Here is a 16,790-nt window from a genome sequence, read left to right as displayed (position 1 = left end):
TCATGGCTAAAGGTATTCGTGAGAAAATCAAGCTGGTTTCTTCTGCTGGTACAGGTCACTTCTACACCACCACGAAGAACAAGCGTACTAAACCGGAAAAACTGGAACTGAAAAAGTTCGATCCAGTTGTCCGTCAGCACGTACTGTACAAAGAAGCTAAAATTAAATAATTTTAGAGTTCTTTGAAGAAAAACCCCGCAATCGCGGGGTTTTTTGCATTCTGTGTATCTCAATGGAGGAAACATGCCTGAATTACCTGAGGTAGAAACCAGCCGTCGCGGGATAGAGCCGCATCTGGTAGGCGCAACCATTCTTCATGCTATCGTTCGCAATGGTCGCCTGCGCTGGCCTGTTTCCGATGAGATCCACGCTCTCAGTGATAAGCCCGTGCTCAGCGTGCAGCGTCGCGCCAAGTACCTGCTGCTGGAATTGCCCGACGGCTGGATTATCATCCACCTGGGAATGTCCGGAAGCCTGCGTATCCTCACGCAAGAGTTACCCGCTGAGAAACACGACCACGTCGATTTGGTGATGAGCAACGGTAAAGTGTTGCGTTACACCGATCCGCGACGCTTTGGCGCATGGCTGTGGACTAAAGAACTCGAAGGGCACAGCGTTCTGGCTCATCTGGGTCCTGAGCCGCTCAGCCCGGCGTTTAACGCTGAATACCTGAAGGCGAAGTGCGCTAAGAAGAAAACACCAATCAAGCCCTGGCTGATGGATAACAAACTGGTGGTGGGCGTCGGTAACATTTATGCCAGCGAATCACTTTTTGCCGCCGGTATCCACCCTGACAGGCTTGCCTCTTCGCTCTCTGACAGCGAGTGTGAGCTGCTGGTAAAAGTGATTAAAGCGGTCCTGTTGCGCTCAATTGAGCAAGGGGGAACCACGCTGAAGGATTTCCTGCAAAGCGACGGGAAACCGGGCTATTTTGCCCAGGAATTGCAGGTGTATGGTCGAAAAGGGGAGCCGTGCCGGGTGTGTGGTACGCCGATTGTGGCGTCGAAACATGCGCAGCGGGCGACATTTTACTGCCGCCAGTGCCAGAAGTAAGTTACTTGAGCTTATTTATCAACGCCTGATGGACGTTTGCAGGCAGGAAGTGCGTCACATCCCCCTCGTGGCGCGCCACCTCTTTCACCAGTGACGATGAAATAAACGACCACTCTTTCGACGGCATCAGGAACACACTTTCGAGTTCCGGCATCAGATGACGGTTCATGTGCGCCAGCTGCATTTCATATTCAAAATCAGCGACGGCACGCAGCCCGCGAATCAAGATATTGGCCTGCTGTGCGCGGGCGAAGTTGGCCATCAGATCGCTAAATCCCATCACTTCTACATTCGGCAGATGTGCAATGGCAGCGGTTGCCAACGCGACGCGTTCATCCAAATCAAACATCGGTTTTTTACTTGGGCTGGCGGCAATGGCCAGAATCACCCGGTCGAACATACTGGCCGCGCGGGTGACGATATCAAGATGACCATTGGTAATCGGATCGAAGGTACCCGGATAAATCGCTTTTGTGCTCATGGCTCACGCTTTCTCTGAGTAGCCGCGGTTCAATGCCCACAGCTCGGTGTATTTATTGAAAGTATACTGTGCATTCACCACCGCCAGTAACCAGCCCTGTTTGCCATCCAGAATGCCTGCGCGCAATATCAGCGTCTTCAGAAATGCCCCCAGTGTGTGAGCGAAGATTCCTGCCAGCGACGCCTTCTTGCCGCGCTGGTGGCGTTCCTGTGCCCATGCGGTTGCATAGCTGAGCTGTTTGCGCTGGAAGCTGGCAAAGTCCCGGCAGGTGAGGTGGCGCAAATCGCCTTGCAGGTTAATTACCTCGGCGTGCGCGCAGTCCAGCGATTCATGCACCAGATTGCTGTTGTACTGATAACGTTCACGCTCATAAAGACGCATTACCCGATCGGGATACCAGCCGCTGTGGCGCATAAAGCGCCCGAGGAAATAGTTACGACGAGCGATGCTGTAAACAGCTCCGGGCTGTGGTGACGTCAGAACGGACTGAAGGGATTGCTGTAATTCCGGTGTCACGCGCTCGTCGGTATCGATCATCAGCACATAGTCACCGGTGGCAAAAGATTGCGCGCGCTGGCGCTGAATGCCATAGCCTTGCCAGTCCGTATCGACAAAAACCTTTGCACCTGCGGTGCGTGCGACGTCAACGGTGTGGTCGCGGCTTCCTGAATCGAGGAGGACGATTTCGTCGGCCCAGGCAACAGAGGCCAGGCACTCCGGAAGCAGGTCAGCGGCGTTTTTGGCGATCATCACGACCGACAGACGCTTTGACATTAATGGCTCCGCTGAGGCAGATAAGGTTGCAGAAGTTGCAGCAGACGGGTCAGTGCGCCCTGATTCTGATGCAGTACTTCGACGGCATGGCGGCCGTACCACAGGCGGTAATCTTCGTCGGTGAGCAGAGTCGACACTTCTTTCACCACCGAATCCGCGTCAGTTACGGTAATTAAGCCATCGGCTTGCTGCAATTTAGCGCAGATATCTTTGAAGTTAAATGTGTGTGGCCCCATCAGCACTGGAATGGCGTGTGCGGCCGGCTCCAGCGGGTTGTGACCACCGCGCTCAACCAGGCTTCCACCCACGAAGGCCAGATCGGCAATTCCGTACAACAGCATCAGTTCGCCCATCGTATCGCCAATCACCACCTGAGTGCTGCCGGACGGGATCTCACCGCTGCTGCGCAGGATGAAGCTAAATCCGGCTTTCTGCACCATTTCACGCGCGTCTTTGAAGCGCTCCGGATGGCGAGGAACCAGAATCAGCAGCAAATCGGGGAATTTCTCCAGCAGCTTACGATGCGCCTGCAGGATAATCTCTTCTTCGCCGTCGTGAGTACTGGTGGCAATCCAGACCTGGCGGCGTGGAGCCCACTGGCGGCGCAGCGTGACGGCGCGGGCAGCGAGTTCTGGCGTGACGGAAATATCAAATTTCAGACTGCCGGTGACGGCGAGTTGGTTGCGCTTCAGTCCCAGCGAGATGAATCGCGCGCCGTCTTCTTCGTTCTGGGCGGCAATCAACGTAATTTTAGACAACAAGCGACGCATAAAACTGCCCAGCTTGCCATACCCTTTAGCCGAACGTTCCGACAGGCGCGCGTTGGCGACAACCAGCGGAATTTTACGGGCATGCAGAGCGGAAATCATATTCGGCCACAGTTCGGTTTCCATCACGATCACCAGCTTCGGGCGCACGGTGTTAAGGAAACGGTTCATGGCGCAGGGTAAATCGTAGGGTAGGTAGACGTGATGCACGTCTTTACCGAAGGCCGACATGGCACGTTCTGAGCCGGTTGGGGTCATTGTTGTGACGGTAATCGGCAATGAAGGATAGCGGTGGCGCAATGCGCGGACCAGTGGGATCGCCGCCAGCGTTTCGCCGACAGAAACGGAATGCAGCAAAATACCGTCCGGGGCGACTTTATTGCGGCAGTAGCCATAGCGTTCAGCCCAGCGTTTTCGATACGCAGGCGCTTTACGGCTACGAAGCAGCAGTCGCAGCCACACCAGTGGCTGAATAATGTAGAGCAGGGCGGTATACAACAATTCCAAGCGATTATCCGTTTTTTAGTTTCGGCGGGCAAATTCTAAGCATTTAGGCGGGTTAAAGCTATCTCTTTGGCGTTTTTGCTCGCCCGGTTGACTGTGTTACGTTCATTTAGGGCAAAAAAAACGGGCAATTGCTTGCCCGTTTTATCTCTTGCGGATTAACGCTCCGCTTCAGGAAGCGCATTCAGATGATAGGTCACACGCTCCGACAGGCCGCGAATATCACCGCCGGTGATGAAGAAGCTGTCGTCTTTTTGATTCGGGTTGTTGACCGAATAGCCCAGCATTTTGTTGATAAGCGTCGCCACCTGGAAGTGGTTTAACGGCATTTGCGGGCTAATCGCATTCATCGAATACGCCGGATCGTTACTGAAATAGAGGAATGGCACCTGCGCAATCGGCATTTCGACAACGGAGTGGCCGAACAGCCCACCGTCACCCACACGTTCGCCGTGATCTGAGGTGATAAAGACCAGTACCGGCAATTTGGACTTAGCCATCGTCGTACGGATTGCGGAGGCTAACTCTTTGTCGTAAAGGCGAACGGCATCGTCGTACTCATTTTTCTTCTGTGCGACGTCATCGCTCAGGCGTGGCGTGGAGAATTTCGCAAAGCCCTGCGGAATGTTGCGCTCGTAAGGGATATGCGGTGCGCGGCTGTTGAGCACCATCAGGAACGGCTTGTCCCAGTCCAGCGTGGCTTTTTCGACGGAAGGCGTCAGGACCACATCTGCACCGACATCTGGAGCCGGGCGAATCTGCGTATCCTCCCACAGATCAATATCGTGTATGCCAATCCAGTTACTCAGCCCTTCCAGACCTTGCGCCGAGATGAATGCGGTCTGATAGCCCTGTTTTTTCGCATTGGCAAAGATATTGGTCGATTTCGATTTATACGCGCCGTAGTTATCCGGTTCGCGCAGGTTATTCACCAGCATCGGAATGGCAACGCGCGTTGACACGGCGTTAGAGACAATCAGGCGACCGGTGCCCTGATACTGTTGCATCAGCGCTTTCAGTTCAGGCGTGGTATCACGCTCGTAGCCCAGAGCACTGACGTGATGCGGGTTCAGACTTTCGCCAATCGCCAGGATTATTGAGTACTTTCCTGCGTGCGTGCCTTCTACCGGCGTGACCTGATACGGTTCGTAATGCGTGACGCTCTGGTTTTCGCCAGAAAGGGCTTCCGGGATCAGGCGCATGGCGCTAAAGCTCATCGCAGACAAACCGTTACGCAGCAGAGAATGACGCAGATCAGGGTTGAATTTATACATCTGCCCGTCGACCGCTTTGTAAAACTGACCCGCGAACATGACCATAATAGCCAGTAGACACGGCATCGCGAGCCATTTGTGCCACTGCGGGGCCATTCGGCGGGTAAAGACCAGTGCAAATACCACTGCAACGATCATGATCGCAAAGTAGATGCCCAGCGAACCGAGGCTGTCGGTGATCCCACTGGCGATGTCTTTGGTTTCAACAAAAGCCAGCCAGACTTCGCTCGGGCCGTAGAATTGACCGTAAAACTGGTAATAGACCGCTTCTGAGATCTGCACAATAAATGTGACTGCCAGCAGAAGCCGCGTGAGGAAGAAACGTGCGCTCACGGCCGCTAACAGCGAAATGATCAGATAAAGCGAGATGTCCCCAGCCTTCGGTTGGTAAACGTGGTCTTTTAATAAAATGATGATTTCGGAAAGCGAAAACAGCACCAGGAAAGCCAGCGTCAACACCAGCGTGCGCATCACATTGCGGCGCGGTGTGAGTGATGATGTAGATGTTTTGAACATGTTCAGACTCAATCCAACTCAGAACTTTTTAGTCAGCGGACGAATGGCTTTACCCAATCCGAAGCGCAGTGCGCGAACCAGTGTGGGGCGATTGTGCAATCCTTTACGCCAGATATCCTCAAACAGGGCATACCAGCGTGCGGCAACCGCTTCACGGGAATAGACCTGCAGACGTTTATCACCCTGCTCACGCATCTGACGATACAGCTCAGGAGAATTTTTTAAGCGCATAATCGCCTCAAACGCTTCGTCAGGGTTTTTGGCAATCAGGTAATCCAGCTCGCTTTCGCGAATGGCGCGGTAAGAGGGTTCGTCGTCACAGACCATCACCGTTTTTCCCAGCCAGCTGTTAATCAGCTTGCTGGCAGGTTTACGGGCGAGTTTATGGTCATGCGATTTACGGAAGCTGATACACACATCGACGTCCTGATAGTTCGTCCAGTTATCAAACGAAATTCGCAGTTCAATGCCCTGCTCTGCCAGGCGTTGCTTGAAATTGCCTTCACGATACTCTGACGGGAAACTGTCGACGCGACCAAAGAAAGCGACGGTTTTCACGGTTTCATCGGTACGCTCGCGCGGCTTAACGCCTGGCTGCGGCCAGTAAGGCACAAAAATTCGGTTGCTGTGGCCGTCGACTTCTGGATTTTGATCGACCACGACATCTGCGCCAACGACAGGTGGACGGTCAGCGCGAGCGACTACGGTCACTCCACGCCACGGTTTAACGCGTGAGCCAAAATCATCGTTGTGCATCAGATTGATGGCATCAGCCCGGCACTCTGAGCCGAATGAACACTCAATGTCATCGCCATAATAATGCTTCAGTGCCAGCGTGGTCTGGAAAGTCCATCCACCACGGCCACCGCAGTAAAAACGCTCAGGAATGCTATCCGGGTTTACGCGGTTATCCAGCAACGTTTGAAAATCTGCGTAGTTTTTAGCAATAAAATCGGCGCGTGAAACTGCGTGTAGTTTGAGTTTGCTCATAATATCCGTTAGCCGAGAATTTTTTTAAGACGAAAATAGCGACGTCCCAGACGCCAGCGTTGACGTAGCCCGCGTGCATTTTGCCAGATCATCGTCCAGATACCGCGATCAAAAAGCTCTTGCGTGATTTCACGCTTTTTCGCGATGTCTTCGATATTGTTGATGCTGTGCAGGATGCCGAGGCCCTCTTTGGCAATTTGCCAGTGGCAGGCTGGGACGCGCTTCACCTGTTCCGGATGGCGCAGATTAATGGCCTCCAGCATTTCCAGTATTTTCATATAGTGGCGAGATGAGCGCATCCGCGTATCGTCAGTACCCGGTGTATGGGAAACCGAGGCCGAGTGGATCAGATAATCATAAAAAACTTCATCCACATACTGCACGCGTTTGGCGGTCAGCAGTACCTCTGTCGTCCACGGGATATCCTGGTGGCGTAGACCGTGTTCGAAGGTAAAACCCTGCTCTTTGATAAAGGCATGGCGATAAATATTCAGCCAGGTCACATGCAGGAACTTGCGTGATTCCAGCGCCATTTGCAGCCACGTTGGGCCATCCAGAACACCCGTGGACGCCAGCTTGTCAGACGGAAAAATCTTTTTCGACGGACGACCGTCATCGTATATATAGGTTCCGTTGCAGGTGGCGACGTCCAGATCGCCCGCATAGGCGATCTCCAGCAAACGCGGATACATTCCCGGATAGATAACATCGTCGATGTCAGGGAACGCGACATATTCCCCTTTCGCGACTGCCAGACCCGTATTACGCGCAGCAGAAACACCGCCGTTGGGCTGGTCAATCACCTGAAAGTCGCTGAATTCACTGGCGTAGCGCGCGATAATTTCCGCAGAACCATCAGTGGAACCGTCATTCACCACGATCAGTTCGAGGCTTTCCAGGTTCTGTTTCTTAATGCTGTCAAAAAAAGCGCTCAGGAAGGGTTCGCCGTTATAAACAGCGACGATGAGGCTTAATTGAGGCGTTCCAGACATGCTTGCTCCGTATTATTCCGCAGTATAGCCGCGATCAACGTGTTCAACCGTAGCGTGCGATGGCATTTCGACAGCCGGCTGGCTAAAGAGTTCGGATGGAAATGAGTGCGCCGATGCCATTAGCATCGGCGCAAGGAAATTATGCTCAGGAATTCGGTTCTTTTGTTTTTTCAGTACGCAGTGCGCACATCCCGATCAGTAGCCCGGTCAAAAGCATATATTGCTCCAGATAGTGGTCTTTCAGGTTGTGGTCGACCATGGTTCTGGAGAAGAAACCAATCGTGAACAGCAGCAAGAACATCCCCAACATGGTATTGCCATGGCGGAACTCACGCCAGCCAACGTACCAGCAGCCCGCCAGCAGAATCAGCCAGCCAGCAATGCCGGCAAACCCGTTCTGAATACCAAACTCAATTAAGCCATAGTGGCTATGGGGAATATTGATCCGGTTATCCTGAGTATCGCGGCGCAGTACGTAACGAAACGCTTCTTTGCGTGGGCCCATGCCAGCAGGATGTTCAGCGACCAGTTTCCAGCCCTGATGGAAGTAGCTGGCGCGGCAGCCATTGGAATGGTTCATTGGGCGACCTTCGTCGTTACGCGGTAAGGTCCCATTGGTTTTGTTATAGCAAAAACTGGTGAAAGGCGCATTCCAGCCAGTCACCGCATCGCTTTCCAGACTCTGCCAGCGGGGATCGGTTTTCCAGGATGCATAACCGAGTAATGCTGAGGCGATGAGAATGATGAATAACATCCCAGCTGTGAAAATGACCCGGCTGCGTCTCATGCTGTGCAGGCTTAACAGAATAAACGTCGAGAATAAGCTTCCGACCAGGCCGATGGTGCCCCAACGAGTATCCACTAAGGCAGTACAAATCAGGTTACAGAGCAGCATGAAGGCCAGGAACGGCGTTTTCAGACGTAAAAAACGCTGGTGCATCAAGCCGCGAGCGAGGAGTTCCGCTATCAGGAATCCGGTGATCATGTTCACCTGGAAGCTCATGCGCGTGCGGTTATAAACAATCCGCGTTTCGCCCCAGTGAATCACGCCATCGCGCCAGTAGAGCCAGACTGTATCCAGCAAATGGATGCACACGACGCCCCAGAAAAAGAGGACAATCAGCGTGAAATATCGGGAGGCTGAAATAGAAGGATACTGGCGTTGAATGGCAGGTAATAACACCAGGCCTGCGCAGAAAAGCAGCACCGGGCGCAACCATTGGCCGTCCCAGGTAGAGACCATCTCTTTAATATCAGGTGCAACAAAAAAGCCGTTTATCAGGATATAGAAAGTTAAAACCCATACCGTAATAAGAACGAACTTGATTTTTTTGAACTCAAGATTTTTTTTGGCTGAGGCTGAGCTAAAAAAGAGACCCAATGCCACTGCGATGATGGGATAGATCAGGCCATTGCGGTGGAAAGGTAGCTGGTCATTCGGAATTGGCCAGATAAAACATAAAGCCAGTACAGCCGGTACTAAAAGGCCCGTCAGGATGTTGCGAATATTTGTCATATTTATGGTACTGGTTAAGAATTTAGGCTTTTATACCGGTTAGTTAACAATGCGATACGATAATTCCACGGATTCCCGATGGGAATAAAAGCGAGAGAAAAGTACCACAGAAGCTTTAACGACAGAAGGACAATGTTTGTAAGCAAGAATAATCTGCGACTTCGTGCTGAATACTGACTTTGTGCATTCCAGTGCCTGCAACGTATATAATGCCCGGACGAGTCCGGTTTCGGCCTACTGACAGGAAATGTATGCATATTGTTCACACTGAAGCAGACGGTGGCAAAGGCGGGCAGCCTCTGCGCATTATTAACGAATCGTTAGGGCTGATTCAGCGTGGTCATCAGGTGACGATTCTTTGCCCGGATACCGCGCCGCTACACGCTTTAGCCCGTGAAGCGGGACTAACGGTGGTGACGATGCCGCTAAAGCGCAAAAACCTTAAAAACCTGCAATTGCTGCGCACCTGGTTAAAAAACAATCGGCATTCTATTGATGTCATCAATAGTCACAATTCTGCTGATACCTGGCTGGTGGCACTCGCCAATCTGACGCTCTCAAATCCGGTGCCGCTGGTGCGTACTCGCCATGCCTCAGGCGTGCCGCGCAAAAACTGGACAACCCGCTGGCTGTTTCGCACCGCCTGCGCCCATATCGTAACTACGGGCGAAGCGCTGCGCCATCAGGTTGCGGATATCGGTGTGCCAATGGCGCAAAGCACCTCAGTCCCAAGCGGCGTGGACACGCAACGTTTTCATCCCGCCGATAAACAACAGGCCCGTGAGCATTGCGGATTAACGCAGGATGATTTTTGGCTCGGCGTGGTGTCGCATCTGCGCCCAAACAAAGGCCACAGCGTGCTGCTGCGTGCGTTGGCAAAGATCGACAACCCGCGCATTAAGCTGGCCATTGTCGGCGAAGGGCCGCATAAAGCGACGCTGGAACAGGAAATCACCGGTTTAGGTTTACAGCAGCGGGTGCTGTTGGCCGGGCATCGCAGCGATCCGGAGCGTTGGTTCCCGGCGTTTGATATTGCCCTCAGCCCTTCGCACGATATGGAAGGCGTGCCTCAGGGCGTCTTGCAGTCGCTGGCTTCGCGCATTGCAACCATTGCTACCGATGCCGGTGGAACAGCGGATGCGGTGATCGACGGTAAAACCGGGTTATTGATTGCGCAGCGCGATGAATCTGCGCTGGAAGAAGCGATTGTGAAACTGTATGACGATGCAAATCTTCGCGAGACGCTGGCGCAGCAGGGATACGACTACCTGTGCGCCCATTTCACCCGCGAATGTATGCTCGATGCGATGGAGAAGGTTTTCTCCAACGCCGCTCAGCGCAGCAGATCCTGATAGAGCGACTGTAACTCTTTTGCCATTCTTTCCAGGGTATAAGGTTCAGCAGTGGCACGCGCCGCTGCTGAATAATCCCGGCCCAGTTCCCGGCCTTTAAGCCATTCACCGACCACCTGCTGGTAGCCGTTGCTGTCCAGCGCATCGCGCACCCAGCCGTTAACGCCTTCTTCGATCCACTCCGCCGCACCGCAGCCGTGGCTGGTCAGCAGCGGCAGACCACAGGCCAGCGCTTCGACGCAGACATTTGGGAAGGGATCGTAAAGCGTCGGCAGGATCAGTGCATCGGCGCTGCCATACACCTGACGCACATCGGCGACCGGCCCAAGGAAACGTACGCGAGACGCCACGCCGAGCGTCTGAGCCAGTTTTTCGAATTTGCGTGCGTGCTTATCGCGCCCGGCGATCAGCAGCCAGACGTCAGGATGCGGCACAATAGCGCGCAGCGCCGTCGCCACACCTTTGCGGCTAAAACCGGAACCGACATACGCCAGCACCGGCGCATTGTGCGGGATTCCCCACGCGTCGCGCTGCGACAGTGCACGCACGTCAGGGCTGAAATGTTGGGTATCAACGCCGTTATAAATCACCGTCAATTTATCGTCCGGCAGGGCAAACCGGCGAGCGATGTCGTCGCGCACCATCCGCGAATTGCAGATCACTTTGCGCAGCTGTGGATGGGTAAACATCTGCGTTTCGGCCTGCAAAATATAGCGATGGTAGCGGCTGAGGGACTGCGCCCAGCGCGCCAGCGGCGACAAAATGCGATTGTACTGTTCAAGCCAGGTGGCATGAACACCATCACCTGCCCGAAAAATGGTCGCACCCGGAATCCGTTCGTGGCTCTGAACAATGTCGAATTGGTCAAACTGTGCAGCGGCGGCTTCGGCAAAGCCGGATTCACGGCCCAGGCGGTTGCGAAACGGTGGATTCACCGTCAGCGTGTTCCAGCCCGCGGCGTCTTCCCACTGGCGGGCAATCAGCGTCACATCCAGCGCGGTATCCTGCGCCAGCACGTTCAGCGCGCGGGAGACAAAGCGCTCCGCGCCGCCGTTCGGGTTGTAGGTCTGTCGAACGATCGCCAGCTTCATGCAGGATATTCCAGCAGCAGCGTATCAATGGCGCTCAGGACCTGCTGAGGCGTAATCGCCGTGATGCAGTCCGACACGCCGCCATCGCCGCAGCCCGCTTTGCCGCACGGCTGACAGGTGAATCCTGCGGTGATGACGCGATAGTTCACGCCCCACGGCGCCCATTTGATCGCACCCGTCGGGCCGAAGATGGCCACGGTTGGCGTTCCGACGGCGCTGGCGAGGTGCATCGGCATCGAATCGACGCCGAAGTAAATCCGCGCGTGTTTCATCAGCGCACCCAGCTCTTTCAGGTTGAGTTGACCGCTTAAATCAAATACCGGCTGCCTGAGCGCAGCGCGCAGCTCGTCCATATACGCCGTCTCTTCTTTCGACGGTGCAGCGGAAAGGATAATCGGTAGCCCGCGCGAGGCGAGGTTGTCGATGGTCGCCGCGAGCTTTTTGATGTCCCAGGCTTTGAACATCCAGCGTGAGGTTGGGTGCACCAGAATGTAGGATTTGCTGGCAACACCGAATCCGGCCAGTTTCTCTGCGATCGAGGCTTCGGCCGCGTCGCCGGGTACAAACAACGTATGTTTATCTTCTTCGGTTTGCGGATGAATCCCAATCCGGCGCAGGGCGTCGAGGTTCACTTCCACCATATGGCGGCTGTTATCCTGAATGGCTGGGTACAGCGTGGTGAAAGACTTCACCCAGCGACGCCGCGCCAGGCCGCCGCGTTTGTCCGGCTTAAAGCCCACGGACACGCGCGGTTTCAGACGACGCGCCAGACGCGCGCCGTGCCAGTGTTCGGTCAAATTAATCAGTACGTCGTAATGACGCGCTTTCAGCGTATTGAGCAGGGCGCGATACAAGCGGAGTTGAGCAAACCAGCCTTGCTTACGCCAGTTGCGGCCAATGGTATGCACCTGGTCAATGTGCGGGTGGCTGGTGAGCATTGCCTGGGTGTCGTCATACACCAGGGCGTCAACTTCCACGTCCGGCCAGTTTTTTTTCAACACGGTAAAGACCGGCGAGGTCAGCAGGACGTCACCGTGGTGACGCAGCTTAATGATCAGCACGCGTTTTGGCGGACGCTCCGCGGAGAAAAAATCAGACATAGGCTCTCTCTGCTGCCAGCAAAGGCTCTAATTGCGCAAAAACCGCAGCGGCGTTGAGGTCGCTGAGCTGCGATGAATCTTTCGGGCGGCAGATAATTTGATTTTTTCCGTAGCCGCCGATAAGGCCCGGATCGGTTGGGCCGTAAAGCGTAATATTAGGTCGATCGAGGGCTGCCGTCAGGTGGCTCAGTCCCGTATCGACGGAAACCACGGCGGTAGCTCCTGCCAGTTGCTGTGCAACGCCATCGAGCTTCATGCGAGGCAGAACCTCGACGTGATCAAATCCTTCGGCCAGACGTTTGGCTCGCGCCTCTTCGTGCGGTGCGCCCCACGGGAGTTTTATCCGCAGGCCTGAGTTGCGAAGCATCTCGATCAATTCCCGCCAGTGAGATTCTGGCCAGTGCTTGTCGTCGCGCGTCGTGGCATGCAGGAAGATCAGGTACGGCTGGGCATCAGGTGACGTTTCATGCAAGAAATGCTGTGATATGGCGTAATCGCCCTGTGTTTCAGGTTTCGTGTAACCGAGGCTTTTCGCAAACAGCTCGCGGGTGCGCTCAACAGCGTGCTGCTGTTTAGCAATGGCGTGACGACGGTTATAGAACAGGCTCGCCAGCGGTTCGCGGGCGCTATGCCAGTCCATACCGTGCTTGACGCCGTGCGCCAGGCGTGTGACCAGCGCGGCGCTTTTGACCAGCCCCTGGGCGTCAATAATCGCATCGTAGTGCTGAGCCTGGATTGCTTCGCGAAAGGCTGTGCGCTCGGCTTTAATCGGCGCGGAAAACCACGCTTTACGCCAGCGGCGAATCGCCACCGGGATCACGCGGTCTACCGATTCATGCCAGGTGGGGATTTGCGCGAAGCCCTCTTCCACCACCCAGTCAAAACGAATGCCGGGGATGGCGCGCATCGCATCCGTCAGGGACGGCAACGTGTGCAGGACATCGCCCATCGAAGAGGTTTTTACGATCAAGACCCGCATTCGTTATCCTTCATCGTTCAACAGCAGATCGTTGAGTTCATCGAGGACACGCTGCGGCGTAATGTCGATCAGACTCTGGTGATAACCTTCTGCCGCATCGCCTTTGCGCACTTTGTGATAGCCGGTGATCAAACGAATCACCCGCGCTTTATGTGACAGCGGCGGCGTGAAGTCTGGGCTGCTGGGGCCATAGAGCGCGACCAGCGGGCGGTTCAGCGCAGCGGCGACGTGCATCAGGCCGGAATCGTTGGTGACGACCGCTTTACAGGCCGCCAACAAAATAACCGCCTGTTCCAGCTGGGTTTCGCCCGCCAGATTGCGGCACCAGGCCTGCTGTTCGTTGCTCAGCGTGGCGAGAATTTCGTTGCCCGCTTCGTGGTCTTTCGCCGAACCGAACAGTACAACCTGATAGCCTTCGTCGATCAGCTGTTTTGCCAGCTCGGCGTAGTGATAGTGCGGCCAGCGCTTTGCCGGACCGAATTCTGCACCAGGGCAGAAGCCGATCATCGGGCGCTCTGCCGACAGGCCAAATGCATTACAGGTCTGCGATTTTTCGCCGTCATGCACCTGCAGCTGCGGCCACAGCAGCGGCTGCGGCAGATCTTTCGCCGAGAGCATCACGCCTTTGTCGTACGCCAGTGCCACGTAACGCTCGACCATTAACGGCCAGGCGGCTTTATCCAGCACGCGCGCATCGTTGAGCAGACCGTAGCGCATCTCGCCACGCCAGCCGGTGCGGTGCGGCACGCCAGCAAAGAACGGCACTAAGGCAGATTTAAAGGAGTTCGGCAGGACATACGCGCGATCATAGCGTTTCTCGCGCAGGCTATGCCCGAGCTTGCGGCGTTCGCCAATTTCCAGCGCCCCGTGGCCAAGCGGCATTGGGATTGCTTCGTTGACTTCCGGCATGCGCGACAATAGCGGACGGCACCACGCGGGTGCCATCACGTCGATTATCGCCTGGGGATAGCGCGCCTTGAGCGTGCGATAGAGACTTTGCGACATCATCATGTCGCCCACCCAGGACGGGCCAATCACCAGAATTCTCATGATTATGAATCGCGGTTCAGCCAGGCCATATATTCCGTCACGCCTTCGGCAACGGTCTTGAACGGCTTGTCGTAGCCCGCAGCACGCAGGTTAGTCAGATCCGCCTGGGTGAACGCCTGGTAGCGACCTTTCAGTTTTTCCGGGAATGGAATGTATTCGAGGCTGCCTTTTTGATGGTAAGCCAGCGCCGCGTCGGCCACGGCCTGGAAAGATTCCGCGCGACCAGTGCCCAGATTGAAGATGCCGGAGACACCGTTTTCCCAGAACCACAGGTTCACTGCCGCCACGTCGCCCACGTAGACGAAATCGCGTTTGAAGCCATCGCTGCCTTCAAACAATTTCGGGCTTTCGCCGTTGTTCAACTGGGTGTTCAGGTGGAATGCCACGCTCGCCATGCTGCCTTTGTGGCCTTCGCGCGGTCCGTAGACGTTGAAGTAGCGGAAGCCGACGATCTGGGAATTCGCTTCTGGCAGAACCTGACGTACGTATTCGTCGAACAGGAATTTGGAGTAACCGTACACGTTCAGCGGCTGCTCGTATTCGCGGGATTCAATAAAGTCAGAGGTGCGGCCGCCGTAGGTCGCCGCAGAAGAGGCGTACAGGAACGGAATGTCACGCTCCAGGCAGTAGTGCAGAACCTCTTTAGAGTACTGATAGTTGTTATCCATCATGTACTTGCCGTCCCACTCGGTGGTGGATGAGCAGGCACCTTCATGGAAGATAGCTTCGATCTCGCCGAACTCTTCCCCTGCCATAATCTGGATCAGGAAGTCTTCTTTATCCATGTAGTCGGCGATGTTCAGATCGACCAGGTTCACAAACTTGGTGCCGTCTTTCAGGTTGTCTACGACCAGAATGTCGGTGATGCCTTTGTCATTGAGGGCTTTGATAATATTGCTGCCGATAAAGCCCGCGCCGCCGGTAACGATGATCATAACGGTAACCTTTGTAGTGTGGAGTTCGGGGCAATCCCGAACACTAATACTCATATCATATCATTAGTATGGCGACCCTTCAGCCATTCACCGATATGCAGCAGGGGTACACGTGATTTATGCTGCAAAAACGATAACTGATGATGCGTCATCTCGTATCGACGTATAGGTTTGGGTAATATGTGCCGAAATTTGCCGAGTCTGGAGAATTGCAATGCGTGGTGATTTTTACAAACAGTTAAACAACGACCTCGAGACCGCACGCGCGGAAGGGTTGTTCAAAGAAGAACGTATTATCACATCTGCACAGCAGGCGGACATCACCGTCGCTGACGGCAGCAAAGTGATCAACTTTTGCGCGAACAACTACTTAGGTCTTGCGAATCACCCTGAGCTGATTGCCGCTGCCAAAAACGGCATGGACACCCACGGTTTTGGTATGGCCTCCGTGCGTTTTATCTGCGGCACCCAGGACAGCCACAAACAGCTTGAGAGCAAGCTGGCGGCGTTCCTCGGGATGGAAGATGCGATTCTCTACTCTTCCTGCTTCGACGCCAACGGTGGTCTGTTCGAGACCTTGCTGGGCGCGGAAGACGCGATTATCTCTGACGCCCTCAACCATGCCTCGATCATCGACGGCGTGCGCCTGTGTAAAGCGAAGCGTTTCCGCTATGCCAACAACGACATGCAAGAGCTGGAAGCGCGTCTGAAAGAGGCGCGCGAAGCGGGTGCTCGTCATGTGCTGATCGCCACCGATGGCGTGTTCTCTATGGACGGCGTGATCGCCAACCTGAAGGGCGTGTGCGATCTGGCAGACAAATACGATGCGCTGGTGATGGTCGATGACTCTCACGCAGTCGGTTTTGTCGGCGAAAACGGGCGTGGTTCCCACGAATATTGCGACGTGATGGGCCGTGTGGACATCATTACTGGAACGCTTGGCAAAGCGCTCGGTGGCGCATCCGGCGGCTATACCGCGGCGCGCAAGGAAGTGGTCGAATGGCTGCGCCAGCGCTCCCGTCCGTATCTGTTCTCGAACTCTCTGGCCCCGGCGATTGTCTCTGCCTCCATTAAAGTGCTGGAGATGGTGGAATCAGGTGCTGAGCTGCGCGATCGCCTGTGGTCCAACGCCCGTCTGTTCCGCGAACAAATGACTGCTGCAGGCTTTACGCTGGCCGGTGCCGATCACGCGATTATCCCGGTGATGCTGGGCGACGCGGTGGTGGCGCAAAACTTTGCCCGCGAGCTGCAAAAAGAGGGGATTTACGTCACCGGGTTCTTCTTCCCGGTGGTGCCAAAAGGTCAGGCGCGTATCCGCACCCAAATGTCTGCGGCGCATTCGCCTGAACAAATTGAGCGTGCGGTGGCAGCCTTTACCCGCATCGGCAAACAACTGGGCGTGATTGCCTGAGGACG

Annotated in this window: 16 protein-coding genes; 4 read left to right on the top strand and 12 right to left on the bottom strand. The window is 54.9% G+C overall.

The genetic code is table 11. The features are described from left to right. The first annotated feature begins 2 nt into the window (after positions 1–2). Positions 3–170 (top strand): 50S ribosomal protein L33, encoded by a 168-nt coding sequence (rpmG, locus tag JBO43_RS19740; RefSeq protein ID WP_003024094.1) that lies wholly within the window; start codon positions 3–5, stop codon positions 168–170. Between the two features lie 73 nt (positions 171–243). Continuing rightward, positions 244–1,053, top strand: a complete 810-nt coding sequence (gene mutM / locus JBO43_RS19735; RefSeq protein ID WP_202674888.1) for a bifunctional DNA-formamidopyrimidine glycosylase/DNA-(apurinic or apyrimidinic site) lyase — start codon at positions 244–246, stop codon at positions 1,051–1,053. A gap of 1 nt (position 1,054) precedes the next feature. Here the strand turns inward: mutM and coaD are convergent, their stop codons facing one another. The 7 genes from coaD to JBO43_RS19700 form a co-directional block, all read right to left on the bottom strand. Beyond that, positions 1,055–1,534 (bottom strand): pantetheine-phosphate adenylyltransferase, encoded by a 480-nt coding sequence (gene coaD, locus JBO43_RS19730; RefSeq protein WP_202674887.1) that lies wholly within the window; start codon positions 1,532–1,534, stop codon positions 1,055–1,057. A 3-nt stretch (positions 1,535–1,537) separates the two neighbouring features. Then, positions 1,538–2,308 carry a glycosyltransferase family 2 protein gene (locus JBO43_RS19725; RefSeq protein WP_095280158.1) on the bottom strand — a complete coding sequence of 257 codons (771 nt, stop codon included), beginning with the start codon at positions 2,306–2,308 and terminating at the stop codon, positions 1,538–1,540. Continuing rightward, entirely contained in the window at positions 2,308–3,582 is a 1,275-nt protein-coding gene (gene waaA / locus JBO43_RS19720; protein ID WP_095280159.1) for a lipid IV(A) 3-deoxy-D-manno-octulosonic acid transferase, read from the bottom strand. Before waaA ends, JBO43_RS19725 begins: the two co-directional genes overlap by 1 nt. Before the next feature lie 155 nt (positions 3,583–3,737). Continuing rightward, positions 3,738–5,369, bottom strand: coding sequence for a sulfatase-like hydrolase/transferase (locus JBO43_RS19715; protein ID WP_202674886.1), 1,632 nt, complete (start codon positions 5,367–5,369; stop codon positions 3,738–3,740). An 18-nt stretch (positions 5,370–5,387) separates the two neighbouring features. Beyond that, positions 5,388–6,359, bottom strand: coding sequence for a glycosyltransferase family protein (locus JBO43_RS19710; RefSeq protein WP_095280162.1), 972 nt, complete (start codon positions 6,357–6,359; stop codon positions 5,388–5,390). Between the two features lie 8 nt (positions 6,360–6,367). Beyond that, positions 6,368–7,351: a glycosyltransferase gene (locus JBO43_RS19705; protein WP_202674885.1), complete on the bottom strand. Its 984-nt coding sequence runs from the start codon at positions 7,349–7,351 to the stop codon at positions 6,368–6,370. Between the two features lie 145 nt (positions 7,352–7,496). Continuing rightward, positions 7,497–8,867 (bottom strand): O-antigen ligase family protein, encoded by a 1,371-nt coding sequence (locus JBO43_RS19700; RefSeq protein ID WP_202674884.1) that lies wholly within the window; start codon positions 8,865–8,867, stop codon positions 7,497–7,499. 251 nt (positions 8,868–9,118) lie between these two features. Here JBO43_RS19700 and JBO43_RS19695 point away from each other — a divergent pair, with 251 nt between their 5' ends. Beyond that, positions 9,119–10,219, top strand: coding sequence for a glycosyltransferase family 4 protein (locus JBO43_RS19695; RefSeq protein ID WP_103950285.1), 1,101 nt, complete (start codon positions 9,119–9,121; stop codon positions 10,217–10,219). Here the strand turns inward: JBO43_RS19695 and JBO43_RS19690 are convergent. From JBO43_RS19690 to rfaD, 5 genes are read right to left on the bottom strand one after another with little or no spacing between them, the layout of a single operon-like run. Further along, positions 10,201–11,310, bottom strand: coding sequence for a glycosyltransferase family 4 protein (locus JBO43_RS19690; RefSeq protein WP_202674883.1), 1,110 nt, complete (start codon positions 11,308–11,310; stop codon positions 10,201–10,203). The genes JBO43_RS19695 and JBO43_RS19690 overlap by 19 nt on opposite strands. Continuing rightward, positions 11,307–12,410, bottom strand: coding sequence for a putative lipopolysaccharide heptosyltransferase III (gene rfaQ / locus JBO43_RS19685; protein WP_103947717.1), 1,104 nt, complete (start codon positions 12,408–12,410; stop codon positions 11,307–11,309). The genes JBO43_RS19690 and rfaQ overlap by 4 nt, the downstream gene beginning before the upstream one ends. Next, positions 12,403–13,389: a lipopolysaccharide heptosyltransferase RfaC gene (gene rfaC / locus JBO43_RS19680; protein ID WP_202674882.1), complete on the bottom strand. Its 987-nt coding sequence runs from the start codon at positions 13,387–13,389 to the stop codon at positions 12,403–12,405. Before rfaC ends, rfaQ begins: the two co-directional genes overlap by 8 nt. 3 nt (positions 13,390–13,392) lie before the next feature. After that, a complete protein-coding gene (gene rfaF / locus JBO43_RS19675; RefSeq protein ID WP_095280174.1) occupies positions 13,393–14,439 on the bottom strand; it encodes an ADP-heptose--LPS heptosyltransferase RfaF in 1,047 nt (348 codons plus the stop codon). A gap of 2 nt (positions 14,440–14,441) precedes the next feature. Then, the gene (gene rfaD / locus JBO43_RS19670; RefSeq protein WP_103947720.1) at positions 14,442–15,374 is read right to left on the bottom strand and encodes an ADP-glyceromanno-heptose 6-epimerase; all 933 of its coding nucleotides are present in this window, start codon (positions 15,372–15,374) and stop codon (positions 14,442–14,444) included. 214 nt (positions 15,375–15,588) lie between these two features. Between rfaD and kbl the strand changes: the two genes are divergently transcribed. Further along, positions 15,589–16,785: a glycine C-acetyltransferase gene (gene kbl, locus JBO43_RS19665; protein ID WP_095280178.1), complete on the top strand. Its 1,197-nt coding sequence runs from the start codon at positions 15,589–15,591 to the stop codon at positions 16,783–16,785. Positions 16,786–16,790 lie beyond the last annotated feature (5 nt).

The sequence above is a fragment of the Lelliottia jeotgali genome, from assembly GCF_016771845.1.
GTDB classification, from domain to species: domain Bacteria; phylum Pseudomonadota; class Gammaproteobacteria; order Enterobacterales; family Enterobacteriaceae; genus Enterobacter; species Enterobacter jeotgali.
The sequence above is the reverse complement of the archived record's forward strand: the minus strand, read 5'-3'. Positions and strand labels throughout refer to the sequence as shown.